This window comes from Paenibacillus sp. MZ03-122A (assembly GCF_024213325.1).
GTDB classification, from domain to species: Bacteria; Bacillota; Bacilli; order Paenibacillales; family Paenibacillaceae; genus Paenibacillus; species Paenibacillus polymyxa_B.
This window is the reverse complement of record NZ_JANAVI010000005.1, coordinates 243,023-263,716: the sequence shown is the minus strand read 5'-3', so window position 1 is coordinate 263,716 and position 20,694 is coordinate 243,023. Positions and strand designations below refer to the sequence as shown.

Annotated in this window: 19 protein-coding genes and 3 pseudogenes; 3 read left to right on the top strand and 19 right to left on the bottom strand. The window is 42.6% G+C overall.

Going from position 1 to position 20,694, the window contains the following annotated elements:
• Positions 1-77: 77 nt before the first annotated feature.
• The gene (locus NLX74_RS13405) at positions 78-959 is read left to right on the top strand and encodes an AraC family transcriptional regulator (protein WP_254329027.1); all 882 of its coding nucleotides are present in this window, start codon (positions 78-80) and stop codon (positions 957-959) included.
• Between the two features lie 115 nt (positions 960-1,074).
• Positions 1,075-2,049 (top strand): bile acid:sodium symporter family protein, encoded by a 975-nt coding sequence (locus NLX74_RS13400; protein WP_025719954.1) that lies wholly within the window; start codon positions 1,075-1,077, stop codon positions 2,047-2,049.
• Between the two features lie 158 nt (positions 2,050-2,207).
• On the opposite strand, the gene NLX74_RS13395 is transcribed toward NLX74_RS13400, so the two are convergent.
• From NLX74_RS13395 to NLX74_RS13350, 10 genes and pseudogenes are all read right to left on the bottom strand, one after another.
• Positions 2,208-2,633, bottom strand: a complete 426-nt coding sequence (locus NLX74_RS13395) for a MarR family winged helix-turn-helix transcriptional regulator (RefSeq protein ID WP_061831105.1) — start codon at positions 2,631-2,633, stop codon at positions 2,208-2,210.
• 344 nt (positions 2,634-2,977) lie between these two features.
• A complete protein-coding gene (locus tag NLX74_RS13390; RefSeq protein ID WP_254329026.1) occupies positions 2,978-3,499 on the bottom strand; it encodes a hypothetical protein in 522 nt (173 codons plus the stop codon).
• Positions 3,500-3,524: 25 nt separating this feature from the next.
• Complete coding sequence (locus tag NLX74_RS13385; RefSeq protein WP_254329025.1) at positions 3,525-3,725, bottom strand: hypothetical protein; 201 nt, start codon at positions 3,723-3,725, stop codon at positions 3,525-3,527.
• Positions 3,726-3,938: 213 nt separating this feature from the next.
• Positions 3,939-4,832 (bottom strand): annotated as a pseudogene (locus NLX74_RS13380) (transposase); the annotation flags it as partial.
• Between the two features lie 17 nt (positions 4,833-4,849).
• Positions 4,850-5,149, bottom strand: coding sequence for a hypothetical protein (locus tag NLX74_RS13375; protein ID WP_254329024.1), 300 nt, complete (start codon positions 5,147-5,149; stop codon positions 4,850-4,852).
• A 232-nt stretch (positions 5,150-5,381) separates the two neighbouring features.
• Positions 5,382-5,843, bottom strand: a complete 462-nt coding sequence (locus NLX74_RS13370; protein ID WP_254329023.1) for a hypothetical protein — start codon at positions 5,841-5,843, stop codon at positions 5,382-5,384.
• Position 5,844: 1 nt separating this feature from the next.
• Complete coding sequence (locus tag NLX74_RS13365) at positions 5,845-6,282, bottom strand: CdiA C-terminal domain-containing protein (RefSeq protein WP_254329022.1); 438 nt, start codon at positions 6,280-6,282, stop codon at positions 5,845-5,847.
• A 107-nt stretch (positions 6,283-6,389) separates the two neighbouring features.
• Positions 6,390-7,630 (bottom strand): annotated as a pseudogene (locus NLX74_RS13360) (IS110 family RNA-guided transposase).
• A gap of 131 nt (positions 7,631-7,761) precedes the next feature.
• Positions 7,762-7,995, bottom strand: a complete 234-nt coding sequence (locus tag NLX74_RS13355) for a hypothetical protein (RefSeq protein WP_254329021.1) — start codon at positions 7,993-7,995, stop codon at positions 7,762-7,764.
• Positions 7,996-8,006: 11 nt separating this feature from the next.
• Positions 8,007-8,784: pseudogene (locus tag NLX74_RS13350) on the bottom strand (recombinase family protein).
• Positions 8,785-8,947: 163 nt separating this feature from the next.
• Here NLX74_RS13350 and NLX74_RS13345 point away from each other — a divergent pair.
• Positions 8,948-9,154 (top strand): helix-turn-helix domain-containing protein, encoded by a 207-nt coding sequence (locus NLX74_RS13345; RefSeq protein ID WP_082067121.1) that lies wholly within the window; start codon positions 8,948-8,950, stop codon positions 9,152-9,154.
• Here NLX74_RS13345 and NLX74_RS13340 read toward each other — a convergent pair.
• The 9 genes from NLX74_RS13340 to NLX74_RS13300 all read right to left on the bottom strand — a co-directional run bounded on the left by NLX74_RS13340 (position 9,117) and on the right by NLX74_RS13300 (position 20,682).
• Positions 9,117-9,977, bottom strand: coding sequence for a replication initiation factor family protein (locus NLX74_RS13340; RefSeq protein WP_254329020.1), 861 nt, complete (start codon positions 9,975-9,977; stop codon positions 9,117-9,119). The two genes, NLX74_RS13345 and NLX74_RS13340, sit on opposite strands and share 38 nt — an antisense overlap.
• 544 nt (positions 9,978-10,521) lie before the next feature.
• Positions 10,522-10,929, bottom strand: coding sequence for a hypothetical protein (locus tag NLX74_RS13335; protein WP_254329019.1), 408 nt, complete (start codon positions 10,927-10,929; stop codon positions 10,522-10,524).
• 11 nt (positions 10,930-10,940) lie between these two features.
• Complete coding sequence (locus tag NLX74_RS13330; RefSeq protein ID WP_254329018.1) at positions 10,941-14,159, bottom strand: deaminase domain-containing protein; 3,219 nt, start codon at positions 14,157-14,159, stop codon at positions 10,941-10,943.
• A gap of 11 nt (positions 14,160-14,170) precedes the next feature.
• Positions 14,171-14,605 carry a DUF4280 domain-containing protein gene (locus NLX74_RS13325; RefSeq protein ID WP_254329017.1) on the bottom strand — a complete coding sequence of 145 codons (435 nt, stop codon included), beginning with the start codon at positions 14,603-14,605 and terminating at the stop codon, positions 14,171-14,173.
• Between the two features lie 27 nt (positions 14,606-14,632).
• Positions 14,633-16,057, bottom strand: coding sequence for a phage baseplate assembly protein V (locus tag NLX74_RS13320; protein ID WP_254329016.1), 1,425 nt, complete (start codon positions 16,055-16,057; stop codon positions 14,633-14,635).
• Positions 16,054-16,713 carry a hypothetical protein gene (locus NLX74_RS13315; protein WP_165178904.1) on the bottom strand — a complete coding sequence of 220 codons (660 nt, stop codon included), beginning with the start codon at positions 16,711-16,713 and terminating at the stop codon, positions 16,054-16,056. Before NLX74_RS13315 ends, NLX74_RS13320 begins: the two co-directional genes overlap by 4 nt.
• A 20-nt stretch (positions 16,714-16,733) precedes the next feature.
• Positions 16,734-17,291 (bottom strand): hypothetical protein, encoded by a 558-nt coding sequence (locus NLX74_RS13310; RefSeq protein WP_254329015.1) that lies wholly within the window; start codon positions 17,289-17,291, stop codon positions 16,734-16,736.
• A gap of 6 nt (positions 17,292-17,297) precedes the next feature.
• Entirely contained in the window at positions 17,298-18,446 is a 1,149-nt protein-coding gene (locus tag NLX74_RS25850) for a pentapeptide repeat-containing protein (protein WP_254329014.1), read from the bottom strand.
• Between the two features lie 1,345 nt (positions 18,447-19,791).
• A complete protein-coding gene (locus NLX74_RS13300) occupies positions 19,792-20,682 on the bottom strand; it encodes an alpha/beta fold hydrolase (protein ID WP_254329013.1) in 891 nt (296 codons plus the stop codon).
• Positions 20,683-20,694 lie beyond the last annotated feature (12 nt).

Genomic DNA, 20,694 nt, shown 5'->3' with positions numbered 1-20,694 from the left:
TGACAATCCACTGTTTATGATGGATTATATACGTATTTCATCATTAGAGCCGCCTAAGGCTAGGAGATGGATAGATTATGAATAAGAAAGCTGATGGATTTGAGGGTGAAAAGTTATATGTCCTTCCACCCTATATGCTGGATAAATTAAATTTGAATCCGCTTACAAAAAATCTATATATTACGGATATAGGCTGCTTCAGCCATGCCCGCCATCATTTTCGTGAAAGAATGCACGGATGTGACTCTCATATATTCATCTACTGTGCCAGTGGAAAAGGTTGGATACGAACAAAGGATGGCCTAACCATTGACATGGCGGAGCGAAGCTTTGCGTACATTCCTAGGGACATGCCGCATGCTTATGGGGCTGACGATGGAGATCCTTGGACGATTTACTGGTTTCATCTTAAAGGGGACCAAGTTGATGACTTTATGGCATTATTTGAGCCTTTTAAAACGTATATTTCCATGGCCGCCAGTGATGAAGTCAAACTACTGGAGCTATTTCATCAGTGTTACGACCTTTTACTGAATAAACCATACTCCATCATACATTTAGTTCAAGTATCGCAAACTGTCCGTTATCTGCTGAGTTTTGTTGTATCCGTTGCATTTCGCAAGGAAGACAGTACGTACCAGAGTCATGTGGATAAAGCAACACGCTATATGAGTGAACAATTGGAATCCACCGTTTCGCTTGAGGAGCTTAGTCGGCATGTTCAGGTATCCAAGCAGCATCTGAACTTGATATTCAAGCAATCCACCGGCTACTCTCCTGTCGATTACTATTTAAGAATGAAGATACAGAGGGCCAGTCAGCTTTTAGATTTGACGAATGCTTCTATTAAAGAAATTAGCATACAACTCGGTTTTAGGGACCCTTACTACTTCTCCAGACTATTCAAAAAAATAATGGGCTGCTCTCCTTTGGAATACCGAAATAATTTGAAGGGTTGATCTATGTTCATCAGGAGCGTTCAAATTTGCCTCTATCGGGCTGCCGCAAGGTCACAGATCATTTACGAATCGGGGGTGCAAGGTCTATACTTAAGGTTAAAAAAGGAAGTTTTGTATGCTCCTCACGTTGAATCGTAGACTAAATGCAGCTATGCCGCTAATTACACCAATCAGCATTCTAATTGGCGTCCTAATCGGTACGCCGTTGTCACAATATACTGAACTCTCTCCCTGGCTGTTTGCATTCATGACCTTCGCGGGCAGCATCAGTATGGGGTTTAAGGATTTTGTCCATGTGATAAAGCATCCTGGTCCGCTGATCGCCTGTCTGTTTATTCTTCACCTGGCTATGCCGCTTCTTGCCATGATGCTGGGGCATCTGGCATTCAGTAATGATCCTTATACGATCACTGGACTTATTCTTGGTGCGGCTATCCCTACGGGCATTTCCAGCTTCGTATGGGTCAACATCTATAAAGGCAATACGGCGCTGACATTGGCGATCATTTTAATTGATACGATTTTGGCCCCATTTGCCGTTCCGGGCATCATGTCCCTGCTGATCGGAGCGGATGTGCAGCTCGATACCTGGGCGATGATGCAGAGCCTATTCTGGATGATTGTCGTTCCTTCGCTAATCGGCATGGTGTTGAACGAATGGACTAAAGGGAAGATCAAGCAGGTATGGGGACCTCGACTGGGCCCGTTCTCCAAGCTGGCTATGGCTCTTGTCGTAATGATTAACGGATCTGTCATCGCGCCTTATCTGGTCGATTTCAATCTCAAGCTTGTCGGAGTATGCCTATCCATAGTCGTCCTTGCTTCCACTGGATATGCAATCGGCTATCTGATATCAGGACTGATGCGGTGGAATAATGCAGACCGTACGGCGCTTGTCTTTAACGGCGGCATGCGCAATATTAGCGCAGGAGCCGTGCTTGCCATCACCTATTTCCCGGCCCCGGTAGCACTGCCTGTTGTGCTCGGGATGATTTTCCAGCAATCCACGGCATCTCTGGTCGGATTTCTGCTGAGTCGTCGCGACCGCGGCAATGCCAAGGAAAAGCGCAATACGGCCTCTGTTTCTTAATTAAAGGAGTAGCGGCGGTTCCAGATGATAAAACTCCTCCTTATGAGGAGGAGTTTTGGAAGGGCGTTTCTATACGTACATGGTTGGAAGCCTGATGAAAACATGCATGCGCAATCATGTAAATGATTACTTTCCAATTATAACATTTCTATCCAAGTCTAAAACAGCTTTTGCGTAAGATTTTGAAATTGTGACTTCACTCCATCTTTCTGAAGTTCTGATTGTAACACCTGATTAAAGGTTTGAAGTGCACGCTGGAATTTATTTTCACCAAATTCCGTAATCCGAGTATACACACCTCGGCGATCATCCTCGCATGTATGTCTTTGTAAAGCCCCGCAGTTTTTGGCTTCCATTCTCACTACGAGTCTCGATGTCGCACTTTGACTTAATCCCACCAATTCTTGAAGTTGCTGCAGTCGTAATTTTTTTTCCTCGGAATGGGATATAAAACCCAAAACATAAAACTCCTTCAAGGATAAATCATAATTTTGTAGTAGAGCTTGTTCTAACTTATCATTTAAAGTGGAATGGATGTGAGACAAAGACAACCATACATCCAAAAGTTCGTTTTCATGTTGCAAGTTTAGACCACACCATTCTATATTGAAGTATCTCCACTTAGTTTAACCTATTGTATCAAGCTTAAATGGAATGGTCAAAATCCATACAATATTTTAAATATTACAATCCGTCACCACCGAACCAGTATGCAAATGTAGCATAATGATTCTCGTTTCAGAGCGTCCACTTATTAACAGTAGTCCACCTAAACTATCGTCCTATGTACATACATTGCTGCAATTAAGCTTATATAATGTGGGAAAGCGAAGATAGGTCAATTATGGTGGTATCTGACCATAATCAATCTGTTTGATGTAGCCACCCAAAAAAATCGAGACTAGTACATTTGAAAACTTTGTTTAGTTTACTGTTGACATTCTATTTTCATTTCTCTCCAGTCACTCTCACTCTTTTTTTCGTAAGTTATATAACCTTCAGTCGAATACTTATTTTTAAGTACCTTACTAGCGTCTGACTTACTATAATTCTTTTTCACATCAATCTCATCTTGTAAAAATAATATAAATAGGGAACTGGATACATCGTTATTCGATAAATAAAAACCTAATAGTTCGTTATATTCAGAGCTAAAAAACAAACATATATACTCTATTCTGAGTTTAATATTTTCCTTAGATTCAACCAATCCTTCATAACTTGCAAATAAATTAAAATCATCCAAATCGTAAATTCTATTCACTGAGATTAACGGATTCATGCCTCTTATATATAAGCCTATAACATTACCATCATCTTTCTCAAGGAAAAGGACATGGTCTAATCTCTCATTATCATCCTCATCATGTAAATAAATAATATTTGAGATTTCTTTTTGCTCGAAAAAATAATCAAACTTTTTTGTAAAAGATATTATATAGTTATTCATAGTCGTCCTCACTCTCCAATCAAATCTAATTCAGATTTAACTTACTTGATAAACGATCTCCTTTTTTATTTAAGAAAGTCAATATTTCGTTTGTTTGTCGATTAACTAAAACAACTGCATCGCCCTTAACAAAAGCATCTACAGACTCGATTGTATTCCATTCAAAAGGTTTCGAATTAGCGAGATTTTTTGAGTCATTTACAATTGAGGAAACAAACTCTTTCATCCCTTCTTCATCCCCTTTTTTAACTGGAACACCTAAATCCCTTGAAGTTTCATAGATATCTTGAGCAAGTTTTTTAATTTTTTATCGAAATTCGGGCTAAAATTCGGCTCAGCCCACTAGGTTTCGGGCCATCGTTACCCCTCCCCTATGTTGTAAAGCTAAACTATTGAAAAGGAACGGTGGTTGCTAGAAATACTAGCAATACCACCAGTTTTAGCTTGCTTGCTTTTCTACTTTTTCAGGCAGACGGAATGCTGTTTTGTTCTTCATCATGCCGTAAATAATGTTGACTAACCTCCGCATCACACATACCAAGGCTTGCGTTGGCGTTTTGCCTTCTTCCTTCTTGCGGTTGAAGTATTCGTAAAAGAGCGGATTGCGTGGCTTTTTGCTCCCTTTTGAAACTGGTACCTACTGGACTGCCAAATTGTAAAACAATCCGTGCAGTACACGATTACCTTGTCTGCTTTTCAGGTTGACGTGCTTGCCGCCGGAACCCATTTTCACAGGGGCGATTCCAGCAAAGCGTGCCAGCTTATCTGCACTAGCGAAACGGTGTATGTCGCCTATTTCTGCCACCAATGCCGAAGATGTTACCAAATCTATCCCCGGCATCGTCTCCAGTTGAAGATCAAGTAGTCGCATCATGCTATGTAATTCGCCTTCCACACGGTCGATTTCCTTCTTATTGAACCGCATGTCACGGACATGGCTACGAATGAGGAAGTCACGCTGCTCCTGATACGTTCGGGTTGTGTCGCCATCTGCCTGAACCCACGCTAACAATTGCTCTGCTTTCCGTGTTGAACAGGCATTATTGCTGGTCTGCCTCAGAAAATGAACCAGTGAATCTACCGTTTCACCTTTAAGCAAATAGGGGGAAGGGTATTTGTGCCAGAATGCAAGCGCACATTTGCCGTCCAGCTCGCTAAAGAACTTCTTTTAACTCGGATAGTGGTAACTGAGCTGCATGTGCAATTGGGTTTTAAGGGAGATCAATGCCTTAATGAAGCCATTCCTTCTCGTCACCAGTTGACCAATCGTCCAGTACACGTCCTGCGGGTTTGCGTCGGGTAATATGTCCAGCTTGTTCAGCAGGATTCGCGCTCTAACCTGTCTATGAGTTAAACTGCTTGCTGCTGTGGTAGTCCGTCCATCTGATCTGCTAGCACGTTCAAATGTTCCGCATGGTCTAACAACTTCTGAATCTCTTCTCTAACCTGAAAATCTGTTCGTCCTGATTGCCGCAACTCTGCCGCCTGCTCTCGTAATTCCCTTGCTTGCTGACAGTAACTATGAATTTCATTCATAAGTTGTTCGTATGCTGCGCGAGCTTGTGCAATAGACCGCATTTCCTTTTCTACTTCCTGTGCTGGTTGTTGTTCATACATCTGTTCTTCTGCTACCTGTTCCCGTTTTGCCATTCGTTTCGTCCTCCTTTGATTTTGGGCATGCAAAAAAAGCTGATTCCTACTCATGGTTCAAGTGGGAAAGAGCTTTTGAAAGTTTATCAAGTGTTTGAATTGTTTAGTGTTTGGTTTGTTGGTTGGTTGTATTGTACGATCTTGTTGTTGAGTTGTAAATTGGTTTAGACAAAATTATTAACTGACCCCGCTACTAACTTTACAGACCCGTATTATACAACCTATTTCAGATTTACAGCTCCTTATAAAGGTATGGCAATCTTAACAAATTAATTAACGTGCTTGAAAGATACTTTTTCTGGTGCTGATCTAGTTCGGTATTTATGATAACAGTATCATTTTCTTTTCTAAATAATTGATCTGTACCATTTTCGACAAACACCATATCAGGATTAAAAGCAATCAAAATTCCACTGAAAATTTGGAACAAAACTTCTAATCCTTCCTCAAATGTTTTCCCGAACAATTGAATTCCGATCTCCGTGTCAATTTCCATTTGATACTCTTCTCTTAGAAAATCGATGCTAGTAATATCTTCTGTCTCAATATCCATTGTGAAGTATTTACAACTAAGGCGAGAATAATTTTCGTAGTAAGTTACGTTTTCTGTAACTGTCTCGCCCACTATCTTATAAATTGTTCTCTTTAATACCTCATAATCCAAATTGGAAACTAAAAATAGTGCACAGTCCATTTCACTTCTCCCCCCCAAATAATCTTGTAATTGAGCCATCCTGCACTATAAGCAATTCTTCCAGTCTTTTTAAATCACCATTCGGATTTGCTTTTCTTAAAATAGTTTCAGTGATTTCGGCAACTTTTTCATCAGGAAAGTCGTCTAGGTTTAGGACAATTCTTCCTGACTGTTTCTTTGTTTTTCCTGCTACTTCTTTTATTATACTCTGTACCTTTCCATCTGCTTTTGGTGCATAACAGTCAAATACGTTCCCTTCAATTAGAAAATCTGGATTGGAGCCTTCTATTTTCCCATAACCATTCCCACCATCAATTTCATCCAGCATCTTAATATCATAGCCTTTATCAGCTAAGAAATCGGCTGTTTCATTTTGTTTCTTTATTCCATGAGAATCTCCTACTCCATAATCTCCTTCAGGTTTACTCCCCTTCGGCAAAGACGGTTCTGTGAGTTCAGTTCCAATTTTTCCCGTCCCCTAAGTTGTAATCTTAAACTGGGGAATAAAGAAGGTGGCAATTGATATTTCCAATTACCACCATTATATCAGCTTGCTTGGCGCTCGGTTAGAGTTGCCGCCCGATACTCTGTCTTGTTCTTCATCATGCTGTAGATGATGTTTACGAGCCTTCTCATGATGCATATCAGGGCTTGCTTCTTGGTCTTGCCTTCTGCTAGCTTCCGTTGATAGAACTCGTAGAACAAGGGATTACGCTGTCTCTTGTTCTTCCCTTTAGCCACTTGGATTTGTTGAACGGCTAGGTTATGGAAGATGGCATTCAGTACACGATTACCTTGTCCACTGGCTTGGTCTTTGCCCTTGCCGCCCGAACTAAAGCGGACAGGAGCGATTCCGGCAAAACGGGCTAGCTTATCAGCATTAGAGAAGCGGCGGATGTCTCCGATTTCGGCAATCAGTTCCGCCGCTGTAACGGTGCTGATTCCATCCATCGTCTCTAGCTTGTAATCGGTCTGTGCCAATACCTGCCGAAGCTGTTCCTCGATTTGCTTGATGAGTTCTCGGCTTCTCCTCATGTCCTTGACCATGTTACGATGAGGAAGTCTCTATGTTCTTGGAAGTTCCGCTTCGTCTCACCATCCTGCTTCACCAATTCCAGTATCTCTTCTGCCTTACGGGTCGAGCAGGTGTTATGACTCGCTTGGCGTAGATATTCCGCCAGTTCATCTAGCCCCACCATTAATGCCTGATGTGGTGCAGGATACTTCTCCCAAAAAGCAAGGGCGGCTTTACCGTCGATGTCACAAAAGAACTTCTTATAGGACGGATAATGATAGCTTAATTGTTGGTGCATTTGATTCTTCAAGCTACTGGCATGTTTGACGATAGCGTTCCGTCTTGCTACCAATTGACCTAATGTCCAGTACAAGTCTTGCGGATTCGCATTCGGCAGTTCATCGAGCCTTGCAAGGAGTACCTTGGCGATACAGAAAGCATCCCAACTGTCGCTCTTTTGCGTAGTCGCATGGCTCATTCGTTCGCTGTAAGACAAGGCGGAATTGACTTCCTTAACGATTTGCTTCTTCTCGACAAGGTGGACGGCTAACGTTCTGCCGTTGCCACCTGTATCTTCCAACCCATAAACAGGGGTCAAGCCTTTTGCTGTATGCTTCTTGACGAACTTTATCAGGTCATCGAATGCAGACGGTTTATTCTCAATCTGGATTTCGCCAAGCCGCTCATTCCAACAATTGATGATAACGGCGGTATGATGGGCTTTATGTAAGTCTAAGCCGACATAGATGTGATACTGCTTGTAATGACTCAAAAGACTTCACCTCTGATTACGGATTCTGTCGTGACATGGGTAAAGAATAGGGGCAACCTCAGTTCAAGCGTTAACCGTTCGGTTCGCAATGGGACGCAAGCCTCTCTATTCCTTGCCTTGAAAGTCACAAGTTATTTCATTTCAAAAGCCAAAAATACTTTTTCCAATTTCAAATGTAAGAGTTCCTTGTCTTCCAGTTGGTGGATGGCTAACAATACTTCTTCTACCATCAGCTTGTCAAAAATTTCGCCATATCGGTAGATATGGTCAAATAGCGCATGTTGGCATTGTTCCAACGTTTCGAGTTTCTTGTAATAGCTGTCTTCTTGTTCGACGTAACAATTGTAGGTCTCCATCTTCTCCATGTCGCCACCGCCTATATAATGGCTTGATGAAGCCCATTAGCTTCAATACCACCGTAGAGATAAGTACCTTCGTACAAGGGTCGGCGGTCAAGGATACGTTTAATCTGTACCTTTGTAAACTTCTTGCCCTGTTGTGTCGTAAAGCCGTCATCATTCATTTGATACGCTAATTGAGATAATGACCAGTCAGGAAATAACTCCTTGAGTTCAAACAATCGCTGTACAGCGGTAGCTTCATCGAGATTTATTTCGATTGCCTTCTGACCTTTCTTCGCTTTGTAGCCGAACGCCGCCCGACCTCCTGCGTAGCCACCTTGCTGTGCTTTCTTGTTGCGTCCTCGACTTAACTTCATCGAGATTTCAAGACGTTGGTATGCGTCAAGCAGTTCCATAAGCCCATTGATTAAGAAATCGGATGGGTCTTTCTTGTAGATGCTGTAAGTCGGTTGTTCAATGCTACGAACATCCACGCCATGCTTTTTGAACTCTCGATGAACGAGGACTTTCACGATGTCAGACTGCCAGAGACGGCTTGTATTGAGTACGACAACTGCATCCACATTTTGGGCGGCAATAGCCGTCAGCAGGCTCTGAAAGCCAACTCTGTCCACCTCAAGGGCTTCTTCGTCAATCTTCGCCCCACTGATTCCTTCGTCAGTGAAGATGTGAAGTAAGTTCCATCCCTGTTCGTTGACAATAGGAACGGATTTCGTCCTGCTGATACGATAAGCTGTATCCGTCTTTGGCTTGTCCTTGTGTCGATACTCGGACATATCCGATGACATTCATCTCGTTTCCTCCCCCACCGTTACGCTAATTGAGATTTTTGTAACGCTATTCCGATATTATTCAAATTATATATCGGAATACAGATACATTCAATTATTTTCTTTGAATTTACCTCTGTAACGGTTTATAGTTATAGATAAAAACGGTAGGGAGCAAGTATCTTATGCCGATACGACTTAGATTAAAAGCAATCCTTGAGGAAAAAGGAATGTCTCAAAGGGAATTGGCTCGGCTAATGAATGTTCGCCCTAATACAATCAGTCATCTATGCTCCGATAAGGTCAATGCGGCATACTTCGATACACTGGAACAAATTTGTCGGACGCTTGACATTAGCCTGAACGAACTTCTTGTACTGGAAGATGACTAATCTTGCCGGATAGAATGGCACAAGGGAGCGTTATTGCCTCCTGCCATTGCTCCGCCGCCAGATCATTCAGGTCTAGTATATCCTGCGTTCTCATCTGTTCTTGAATTTGTTTACGGTAATAAGGAGTTGTATTCTGCGGTAGAAGTTCTCCTTGCTGAATTTCCTGAACAAGCCGCCCCACCTTCGGGGCAAACTTGGATAAGTCCGTCAGCACAGCACATAGATATTTACTGTTAAACTGCGGCGGATACTGAACGAGCGAAGCAAGCTGTATCTTTCCCTTCGGTGCATATACAATCTCTATCCTCGTTCTCTCCCCTTTGATTTCCTGCCGCCCTGTCTCCAACAACTGACGTTTCTTGTCATATACCCGACAATAGCCATCTTCCTGTCGCTGATGCTTGCCGTTGTAATAACGAGTTCCTTTGAACGGTCGTAACCTGCGACCCTTCGTTGACATTGTAAACAGGTCATTTATTGGAACAGGGATGTCGAAAGCAACGTCACAACGTACAAACAAGATTTCGTTGGCATAGTCTCGGATTTGTTCAAGCCAATGACGGAAGTAGACAAGCGACTTCGGGTAGACCTCAATTCTTAACGTGTTCTTTGGAGTTTTCGGAGCATAAACCAACTTATAGGAGATGTGCAGGAAGTGTTCCCCTGTGTTGATTCTGATACGGTATTGAAATCCTCTATCCCCCACCGTCATCCTGACCCCGTAATAGTGACAGATTCGTTTATGGAACTCATTGAAGAAGTCCCAGTACACGTCTGTAAAGTCAATGACAATACGGTCTATGGATATCGTTACCCCTTTCATATGCCACCCCCTCCCGAATTTTTCATGAATTTCGGGCTTAATTAGAGGGCTGGTGGCTAGCCTTTAAACGTTACCCTGCCTGTTGTATGTCAACTGGTCGTCACCAGATTATCCTTACACAATAAAGATCGTAACTACTGTCAAATTCGTTGCATGCTTCCTTGTAAAAATGGTTCAGATACAGCCTCGCAATATAGTGGTCGAACTATCCTGCAATTTAGGTGCAATGTTTCTAGCACTACATCCATCAGGAAACGCAATTTACAGTTGTGAATGGTTTTGAAAAATCGGTGAGAAAGCGAACATAACAAAAAACAGGTCGATTATGGTGGTATCTGACCATAATCGACCTGTTCAATGTAACGAAATAGCGTTATTTAGGTTATAAAATTAAAGCATTTGATGTGCGTACAACCGAATGAAGAAATCTTTATACGGGTATTACATGGGTTATTTGTGTTATTAGTTGAATGATGGATTCATTCGGCACTGGGTAGCCCCCACATGATTGATGTTCGTTGCAACCACCTATACAACACTAAAATTAATCAACTTTCAAACCTAAGATGTATTCTACTCTTGATTTAGTAGAATCGCTTGTTTCCCTGATTTTGTATTCATCTTTATTATGAATTAATTTTTTACAGATTTGAATGTCTTGCAACAGCTTTTCAATGTCATTTTTATCTATGTGCTCTTCAAATTTAGTGTTTTCCAAATAACCATCCAGTTTAGAATATATAAAATCAGCAAGTTCTTTATATTTCAAACTCTCTATTGCAATAGAAACAAAATATAATGTTTTAGTAAACAAACTATCGTTTACTATTCTCCAATCTTCTTCTAAAGTTTTTGCTGAAACCTGCGCCACATTTAAACCTTCTTCTTCAATATATTCCTCAAAGTCTAACACTATAGATGATTTTATTGATTCATAACTTGTCATGTCCATATCAACAGTCCTTATCTCATATTTTTAGAATATACATTTAACTGAATATTTGGGAACTTACGTCTAAATTCCATAATTAAATTTGAACAACTTTGACATGCATCTAGTTCTGTAAACAAATCTATTCGCCCTTTAACATTAGGGTCTTTTATTTGAGAAGCAATATCTTCAAGAATCTTTGCCTCCGTGTCATTAAATCTTGGAAATTCATCATCAACATAGGTTTCCAATGACTTATCAACTTTAGAATAACTGAAATCTCCAACATTACTACCAACGCTATCAGAGGAATGAATCTGGCTGTGTGCTTGAAATTCTTTATTAATACCAGGAATGCTTACATCTGCCACTGCGACATTTCCACTACTTAACTTTCTTAGTTTTCTATCAAGTTTATCTCTCTGTGTTTTTGATAGATTTTTGTATTCGTCGGAATTTCTTATTTTTTCTATTTTTCTGTTAATATCGCCTCTAACATTTTGAGTTTTCTCATATAAGCTATCTATTGTCCGATTAGGTAATCTATTTTCACCCGTCCCCTCAGAAGAATGATCATCCTTCTTATGCGATCCTCCTGGTGGAGCACCGTCATCTTTAGAATGATTTTTTCCTTTCCTTCCAACGGCCAATGCAAATGCTGTACCTACTAGCAAATGAGCATTTTCCTCTTTGGAGTTGTTTTTCATTTCTTCATAGGCAGCATCTGGGTCAGATGCTGTCTTGGCAATATCATTCCCTAAACCTGTCCATGTGTTTACATAATCATCCCACATTTGAGGGATATTTATATTAGGGAAATTTCGAAACCTTTCTACCATGGCCTCTGCACTCTCATAAGCAGAGTCCTTTATTGCTCCTCCTACTGCTACTAATGATTCATTACTTTCTCGCATTGATTCAATACGTGATTCTTCATCAAATATACTATCCTTATAGATAGCGGTTCCATATTTTTTTCTATACTCTTTAATGGAATTAAAATAGTCCACCAAAAATTTCTTCTGCTCAGTTGTAAGATCCAACTCTTCACCCGGTTCAATATACTCTTCCGGCGAGATAAACTCCACTCCAGAATAGGGAATAGGGTGTCTGTTCTCGTTTTGATGTCTTATAAAAACCATAAGATCATTCATACGTTCTGGATCTTTATGGTAGGCATTCAGCGCATCCTCAAACTGTTGATCCACATTTCTTTGATACCATCGTTCCCGTATATCAGAAGGTACTTCGCTATAGGCTTGGACGGAAGCCTGATTGACTCCCTTTACATAGTTGATGAAGTCATGTATGGATTGTACTTCTCCATACCCTCTGGCACTCGTCCATACCTTACCAAGAAAATTCATCGTCGCATGCCGTTCACGAGCCCTCTGTTCCTCCGCGTGCGCATGTAAGGTTTGGGCAGCAACCTTGGCGGTCTTCCCCAACACCACTCCCCAACCATGGGAAGGTACGCTGGCAATCATGGACAATCCTGCTGCCGCATATTTAACTATGGATGACGGTCCTGAGGAAGCCACTTCGGAACGAATCGAAGCTATTTTTTGACTTGCTGCTTTCGGTATGGCACCCAATACAGGAATAGACGCAGCCACATCACATACTTTCTGGGCTAGTCCCAATACGCCATCGAGTAGACTAGCCTTCGGTGAATTCGGAGTGTTTACGGCTGACTTAACGGCTCCCTTATCTTTCGATGTAACGCTTGAATTGGAGCTTCCCCCTGTACTGCTGTTTGCTGCACTTTTCGCCGCTTGCGCCTCCGCATAAGCTTTCACAGACATTAATGGGGGCTCCCAAATCGGTGCTAAATCAGCAACAAAAACCGGTCTTTTAACCGTGCCTTCCAGCTGTACTTTAGCAGACCGTATATCCGTTTCTCCATCCAACACCAAGCTGCTGCTGCCCGCTTTGAAATAAATAGCATCGGTAGCTTGAATATTCAGTTCCCCGTCCGCATGCAAGGAGAGCGTCTTGCCTGCCGACAATGACAATTCATGTTCACTGACGACCTGAATACCTGAACCATTCATTGAAATGTGAACCTGTTCCGATTTAGCCGTCACCTTCAATTCACTGGTACTCAGCTTGATGTCCTTGCCATAAGGAGTCCCCCAATACTTGGTAGCTGGATCAGTGAGCTTGGGTGACGAGCTTCGCCCTTGTCGTATGGAACTTGCCGCATATCCATCCGCCTCCTGCTCTGTAGGGAAGCGGACAGATACTGTATCTCCTCGTTCCGGCATGACGTACCACCCGCTATGTCCTTCGGCGGTATAACTACTGGCATATGGAAACCACCACGCCTTATCCCGATCTTGTTTTTCATCCACTGTAAGATGAACACGGATTCGGCCTGATTCAGCTTCAATTACACGTCCTTCGAGTGAAGCTCCTGTGAGGTGGGGGCACAAAATCTCTGTTTGCTGAATTCCCTGTTCGTGAACCAGTTCATATTCGTGTAATAGCAACCCTTTCCGCAATTCAGAAGTGACTTCTGCCACCATCCATTGCTCACCATTCCAATTCGTGAGGTCTCCGGGCCGGGCAAGCGTTTCACTCTCCATCATATAGCTGAATTCCGCTGTCCTTTTCGGATCAAAACTACGTCGAGTACGGTAAACCGGATGCTTCATCTCAACGTACTGCCCCTCAGGCATACCAAACCAGAATTTAGGTCCATTCAATGAGATCTCAGGGATCAACACCGTTCCAAACCGGGAAGCCATCCGTTTGAGAAAGGCCCAATCCGTCTCTCGATATTGTAAAGTAAATTCATGCAAGATAGTACTATCTGTTATGTTATCAATAACATCGGCCTGATTGTAATTTTGAACGATTTGCTTGATCAAATTTCCGTAGGGCATTAAGGTATCCTGATAAGAACGCGTTACAGGTGTGATATCCAACTGAATCGTATGAGATACCGCCTCAAGCTCCACATAATAGATGCCACGCACCATCCGTGTTTCTGCATGGACCAGTAAACCATGGAACAAAATGCGTTCAGGCTGACCATTTTCTGATTTGGTACGGATAATGACCGGTTCGTTATCCTGATCCTGTTCTATGTAATGATCTCTCTGCTCTTCATCTAACCATCCACTGATCTTTAACCGGGCATGATCATTTAATTTTCGTTCAATACGCAGTTCGTTTATCGTTTGAAGAGGATATGGACCTGTACATTCCAACTCCGTATACGTTAACATCGTTTGTGTGTGATTCAACTTGTACCTCCTTACTCCAGCGTCTGACCATCGTCTGTAATCCGAATCATTCCCCCGTATAGGCACGCATTCGAACATTGATCCAGCAAGGCTGGTTCTCCTTCCACTAGCACATCACTTTTGCCGCCGATCCAGGGTCCGGTGATGACCGGAACACAGTTCGCTTTTTTCACCCCGTAGATATCCACCATGTCACTGCTTTTGACTGCTGGATTAGCTGGACAGGAGCAACGACCGAAATTGCTGATATTGGTTCCTGGCAAGTAATCTCCAACGTTCATTTGCGCTTTATCTTTTACGTATACTCCGTGACTGAACGGACGTTTGAGACGTGTCGGTTGCGTACCAAAGCTACAGCTTAAGATCGCCCCAGCAACAACATATCCTTGTTTACTTCCCCGTCCAGCTTGAATAGGTTCCTTATCGGAATGAGACTTATTTGCCATTCTTCTATTTCCCCTTTCATTCCTTTCTTAGTTCGTCTTCACTTCACTGCCCAGAACATTTGTCATTCCGCCCAGCGATACGGTGCTGCCTTTGCTCGTCATTTGAATTTCATCCCCTGCCGTGATTTTCACTTTACTGCCGGAATGAATGGAGATATTTCCTCCTGCTGAGAAATGAATCTGTTTGTCGCTTACAATATGAATACCATCTTTCTCATTTAACTGTATATACACAGCTCCCTCCTTACTGGTGATTACAATTTCATCGGGAGTTAATTTGATTTCCTTACCGTGGGCCGTACGAAATAATTTGATGTCGGGATTAGCAAGCGCATGCTGCTCTATACTCTGATTCTTTTGGCGCAAAGATGTACTTGCCATGCCTTCTTCTTCCCGATGGGCCGGGAAATAGAGTAGCACGGTATCTCCCAACTCAGGCATCACGTACCATCCGCTATGTCCTTCCGCAGTATAAGGAGAAACATACGTGAACCAGTGGGCTTTCGTAGGGTCTTGAACGGCATCTATATTCAAATGTAATTTGATACGATCTCGCTCTACCTGAATGACTTTACCTGGTAAAGACAGACCAATAAGCTGTTCGTTAAAGACTTCCTTGTGCCTCAACCCCTTGTGAGAAGTTAAGGTATACACGTGCTGTAGCACACCCTTTTGCATGTGAGTATCTACCTTGTACACGTACAAGCTTTTACCTTTAAAAGTAACGGTGCTGCCTAACTCCAAAACTTGCTCCGCCTCAACCAGATAATCAATAAAATCATGCTCGTTTACATGTGCTGTATCATTGCCGTTAAAATAACGATAATCCGCGACTCGTTTACTGACGGTGTAATGATAATTCGTTAAATCAAGTCCTGACTGGGTCTCCTCAACACCAAAATAACACTTCGGCACTTCAAACACCGAGGCAGGCGTGAGTGAAGTATGATAACGCGAAGCGATCCGCTTGAGGAACTCCCAATCTGTTTCACGATATTGGACCGCTATGCGACCTAAAGCTGCTCCCCCTGTAGCCGAATCAATAATGTCAAAACCGGGATAATCCCTACCTACAGCCCGCAGCAATTCCTCTACCTTCATATTTTTATCCTGAAAGGACCTGTCTTTTTTGCGAATATCCAGTTTATACGTGTGTGATATAGCCTCGACCTCCAAGTAATACACATCTCGGACAGCTTTGACTTCCATATGAAGTATCGTTCCGTTAAATAGCGGTGTTGGTGTTCCTGCCTCATCCAATTGTGATACACAAACCGGGGAATCGGCTTCGATCAATTGAACATAACTGTCCTGTAATTCTTCAGGTAAAATAGCTGTAAAAGAGAGCCGGGTGTGCTCATTCAACCGCTTGGTCATACGCAATTCCTGAATACTCACCAATTCAAATGGCGTAATTTGCAGCCGATCATATGTAATGTTAGTTAATGTCATAAGGGTTTATTTTCCTTTCGATCAGACTCGATTTTCAACGTTAGCAGCATACTGCGGGCAACGGGCTTCCAGGTCACCATTTCTTCTTCCGTACAGTTAAACGCGCACATTAGCGCCCGTCCTTCCAATACTGTGAAAAAGGATAAATTATACATGCGGCTATTCCAGACAGGCGTCATGAATTCGCAGTATCCTATTCGATTCTCTCCTATCTCCAACACTTCATGGCCAAACCATTCGGTCAACTTCTGGGTTTGTTTTACCACCAGAGCCATCTCATCCGTAAAGTCCTCCAACTCTTCTGTTTGCAACGGGCTTTCGGTATGCTTGAAGGTTAAGTTAATCGTGCCTGCCTCATTAGTGAAAATAAAATCTGGGCGATGATGAGAAGGATATTTTAATAGTTGCTCGTCAATTGGCATATCCCGAAAGCTCTTTGGCATTGTTATACTGATGCGTTCATCCACTAAATACCGCTGAGCAAAAATCAGACTTTCTCCATCAAGTTGCATGAATGTTTGTAAAGGCTGCCCAAACGGTTCTTTCTCGTGTGCGTGACTCAAAGCTTCATCCTCAGTTGAGGATGGATTATTTTCGGCATTTTCTGATGTTACCGTATGTAGCAAAGAAACAATTTTCTTATCCAGATGTTCCACAAATATCTCCTCCCATTTCGTTACTGCATATCGACTTCCTGAAAGGAGATACCACTCGTTCCCCTCCGCAACAGACTTTCTGCTAATGCCAAATTTACTAATGTACAGGTTTCACGCAAACCTTGAACTTGCAATAAGGGCCTTCCCTCGGTGCGCTCTCGATCTACTACCAACTTCATCAATGTTCCTCCGGGATGAAATGTACTTAGCTCACCTACACAGTTCACTAAAGGGGGCTGAATCATCCAGTACAACTTTTGTTGAGAACGTTCCATATCCCGAAACAAAGCCATACGACTGAAGAGGCTCGGCGTATAGACCTGTAACAACTCATGTACAGAATCAGATACCATCATCCTCGAACCCATCAGAATATCAGGGTAAACCGTGTAATCGTGACCCTTGACCTTAAACTGTGCAGCATAAGAAGAGGGCCATTCCGTCCAATTATTAATATTTACCATCTCTGCATTGGCCTCTTCGTCCCATATGGGAACAGCAGAATACAACATCCGATCATCATGTTGACAAAGAAAATACTCCACTATGCCACGTCCCTTCCATTGCGTCTGTCCCACATGATTTCATCCAAATGAAGTTAGATCCCGGGCAACTGGATGCATTCCTAAACTAAATCCGGTTCTATCCAGCACCGCCCCTTTGAAACAGGCCCCCTCTATAGCTGCACCAATGAAGTTGGCCCCCTGCAATATAGCCCCTGTGAAATCTGCATCCTGTAAGTAAGCGCCCTGAAATGTGGCTCCTGTAAGATCTGCTCCTGCAAAACTTACGGGTTGAAAACCAGGTCTTTCCCATCGTTCAGACTGGTATATTCCAGGTACAGCTACTGCATCTCGAAAAGAGGCTTCTCTTAAGTTGGCTTTTTCAAAACGTGCTTCTTGTATCAAACAACCGCTAAAGTCAGCTTCTATTAAACATGCTTTATTCCAACGGGAACCAATCAAATTCCCTTTCGTAAAAACACTATTTATAAAGGAACTTTCATTCAAATCGGCATATTGTAGACGTATTCCCTCATAATTTCCTTGAGACCCGTCGATCTTGCGGAAAACTTCATGTATGTAGTCGTAGGGCTTTTTTTCCTCTAGCCAGTTTTTAATCACATTGGAATCTTTGACACGCACATCCCGTTTAAAAACGACTTCACTTTGGTCCCAATATTCCCCGACCCTCATCTCAAACACATCTTCTAACTGAATTTCATGAGCAAACTGGATTTCATCCAGCCACGCTTCTGTGATACTAAAACGCGCCAGAGCAATGATATATTGATGAATATGTATTGCCGCGCGCAATTTCATCCTTTCAATATCATCTAATCCGATTCTTCCACCGTATTTCTTAGCGTGCTTACTTAATTCCGTCTCCCACTCGTGCAAGTAGTGAAATGCCCAATCTGCATTATAGGTATCTCGACAAGTATGGAGATCCATAAACCATCTTTTATCCATCGCCTCCACTAAATAGGTCGCCCTTCCGTTTGCTAATTCGGTACGAAGCATGGAATAAGATATATATCCCAAGGCCTGTTTATTACCTTCTTGCTGCATCAACTTGACTTTCTCAAATATCTGCTCCAGTGAATTGCAAAATGCCTTAGCCAAGGCATGCTTATGATTTTGGAAATAGACTTCCAATGCGAATAACATTTGGTGCTTAAGCGGTTCGTAGACCTCTTTTGTAAAATGTTGAAGAACTTCCTGACGATTCACGTTCCATTTCCTTTCTGGTTGCTGCATTTATATAATGCTGTGCGTATTAAAATAGTTGTTATCTTAAACCGAGGTCTAATATAAATGATATGTGAAATGATATTTTTCAAGGGTATATTTAACAGTAAATCATCTTTATATATGTATCGGACAAATTAATGATTTTGTTTACAGAAAGAACCATAGCTGTGTTCAATGAAAAAAGGTAGGTTCGCATTTGAACCCACCCATTCGAAGGAATTAAATATTATTATTTTCTTTTATCGAACGACCACAGTCCCATGTAAGGATCCCAAGCACATCATTCCTCCCTGACATTGAACCTGTTGTGCTCATGGCCATCCCAAAGAATCAGTAGTACCACAGCACTCAACAACATCAGCGTATTTTAATTCTTTTCTTTTGTCATTTTAAAGCCTTCCCCTCAAATAGTTTATTTCTTCGCCACCTTCTTATATTCGGACACCATACAACAACTCCATTAATGTATAACAATGCATAGATATTCATTTCTCATTAATTATAAAATTTTTTTCTCATTTAATCTGAAAATTATCGCTATCCAACTCATGTAAGCCATAAAAATCATAATTAATGAGAATATCCTCATTACTGTAATGCATAAGTATACATCCACTTGTATATATTTCATATTATCTTTATTAGCTCAAAAGACATCAAAAAAAGCTTACCAGCGACAAGCTTTTTCAATGTTTAATTACAACTTAAAATAGCGACTTTCAGCGGGACAATGTTATCATGGTTTTAGAGTTGCTTTCTTGTAAAAAATATGAATTTAGAAGAATCACTTCGGGCGGGGCTTTGCCATGACAGAGCTGCGCGAACCCAACATATACAACATTCAAAGCAGATACAACGCCATTCCAGCCGCGACTTAGCTGCTGTTTTTTACATTTAACATCGTTACACCACTTCTACTTGGCAATTTATACATCGATATTTTCTAAAAAATGTTGCAAACGCCCTAGCTGCAATAGATGATGCTGTATTGCTGTCAAAAGAAAATAATGTTCTAGACTGAAAAATAAAGTATTAGACTGACAATGCTTCATAATACGAACGGGCAGGATAGTTAAAGCTGACGATTAATCGTGTGGCCTTATGAAGACAAAAAAAAGCGCCGGCTCGCGATGATATCATGGAACTGGCGCTTATTCGATTGTTTCCATATATATATGTTTAAATAGAGCTGCTTAACAACCGTTCCAAGAGCACCGCCGCTTCCACCCCCAAGGGTGCAAACTGATCAGCGCTGCGTCCCTGGGCCTACTCGTCCCATTGGGCACTGCGGGACTCCGGCTGGTTGCTATTCAGGAAGCGCGTGTCAATTGCGATGAGCCGTTCGCTCTATGCCATCAGCGGTTACTTTGTACAGTTGGTGCGGCAGGTCGTGTCCCATGCCGTCAACCAACATTAGCTCGGCGCCCGGGATGGAAGAAGCCGTGTCCTCACCACACGCCGGGACGAACAGGGGATCGTCCATCCCATGAATGACAAGTGCTGGTACTTTTATGGTCGCCAGCCGCGGACGACGGTCACCGGAGACAGCGATCGCAGCAATTTGTCGTCCGACACTGCCTGGATCGTAGGCTCGCTGGACTTCCTCCAGAATGAGTGCCCGATAAGCGTCTTCTTCAAACGGATAGCCAGCGCCGGCGATGCGTTTGGCAAAAGAGAGGCTGTGCGCCAAAAATCCTGCTTCATCCTCAAATGGGTTCGGCGCCGGTTTAGTCATCATCCCCATGACATCCGGGGAAGCTTGCGGAAGGGTGGGATTACCGGAACTAGACATGATGGAGGTGAGTGATAAAACCCGTTCAGGGTACTCACTGGCTGCAATCTGGGCGATCATTCCGCCCATTGACCTGCCAACGAAATGTGCCCGGTCAATTGAAAGGGCGTCGAGCAGTCCGATAGCGTCGTTGGACATGTCATCGAGAGTGTAAGGAATGTCCGGTCGCTGTCCCGACATGAGAGCAGTCGCTAATGCGCCAAAATCCAGTGTCCGATAATGGCTGAAGTGTGTTGAGCGACCTACGTCGCGATTGTCAAAGCGGATCACCCGAAAGCCCCGCGCTGCCAATAGTTCACAAAACGGAACCGTCCAGCGGATCATCTGGGTTCCAAGTCCGGCGATTAGGATAATAGCCTCGTCATTTTCGTTACCGAAACTATCATAGGCCAACTCAACACCGTTAACTTTTAGAATGTTCATGGTCATGTTCTC

Excerpts from the sequence above, each read along its gene's own strand:
- NLX74_RS13405 (WP_254329027.1), top strand. The coding sequence starts at position 78 with ATGAATAAGAAAGCTGATGGATTTGAGGGTGAAAAGTTATATGTCCTT.
- NLX74_RS13400 (WP_025719954.1), top strand. The coding sequence starts at position 1,075 with ATGCTCCTCACGTTGAATCGTAGACTAAATGCAGCTATGCCGCTAATT.
- NLX74_RS13390 (WP_254329026.1), bottom strand. The coding sequence starts at position 3,499 with ATGAATAACTATATAATATCTTTTACAAAAAAGTTTGATTATTTTTTC.
- NLX74_RS13385 (WP_254329025.1), bottom strand. The coding sequence starts at position 3,725 with ATGAAAGAGTTTGTTTCCTCAATTGTAAATGACTCAAAAAATCTCGCT.
- NLX74_RS13375 (WP_254329024.1), bottom strand. The coding sequence starts at position 5,149 with ATGGCAAAACGGGAACAGGTAGCAGAAGAACAGATGTATGAACAACAA.
- NLX74_RS13370 (WP_254329023.1), bottom strand. The coding sequence starts at position 5,843 with ATGGACTGTGCACTATTTTTAGTTTCCAATTTGGATTATGAGGTATTA.
- NLX74_RS13355 (WP_254329021.1), bottom strand. The coding sequence starts at position 7,995 with ATGGAGAAGATGGAGACCTACAATTGTTACGTCGAACAAGAAGACAGC.
- NLX74_RS13345 (WP_082067121.1), top strand. The coding sequence starts at position 8,948 with ATGCCGATACGACTTAGATTAAAAGCAATCCTTGAGGAAAAAGGAATG.
- NLX74_RS13340 (WP_254329020.1), bottom strand. The coding sequence starts at position 9,977 with ATGAAAGGGGTAACGATATCCATAGACCGTATTGTCATTGACTTTACA.
- NLX74_RS13335 (WP_254329019.1), bottom strand. The coding sequence starts at position 10,929 with ATGGACATGACAAGTTATGAATCAATAAAATCATCTATAGTGTTAGAC.
- NLX74_RS13325 (WP_254329017.1), bottom strand. The coding sequence starts at position 14,605 with ATGGCAAATAAGTCTCATTCCGATAAGGAACCTATTCAAGCTGGACGG.
- NLX74_RS13320 (WP_254329016.1), bottom strand. The coding sequence starts at position 16,057 with ATGACATTAACTAACATTACATATGATCGGCTGCAAATTACGCCATTT.
- NLX74_RS13300 (WP_254329013.1), bottom strand. The coding sequence starts at position 20,682 with ATGAACATTCTAAAAGTTAACGGTGTTGAGTTGGCCTATGATAGTTTC.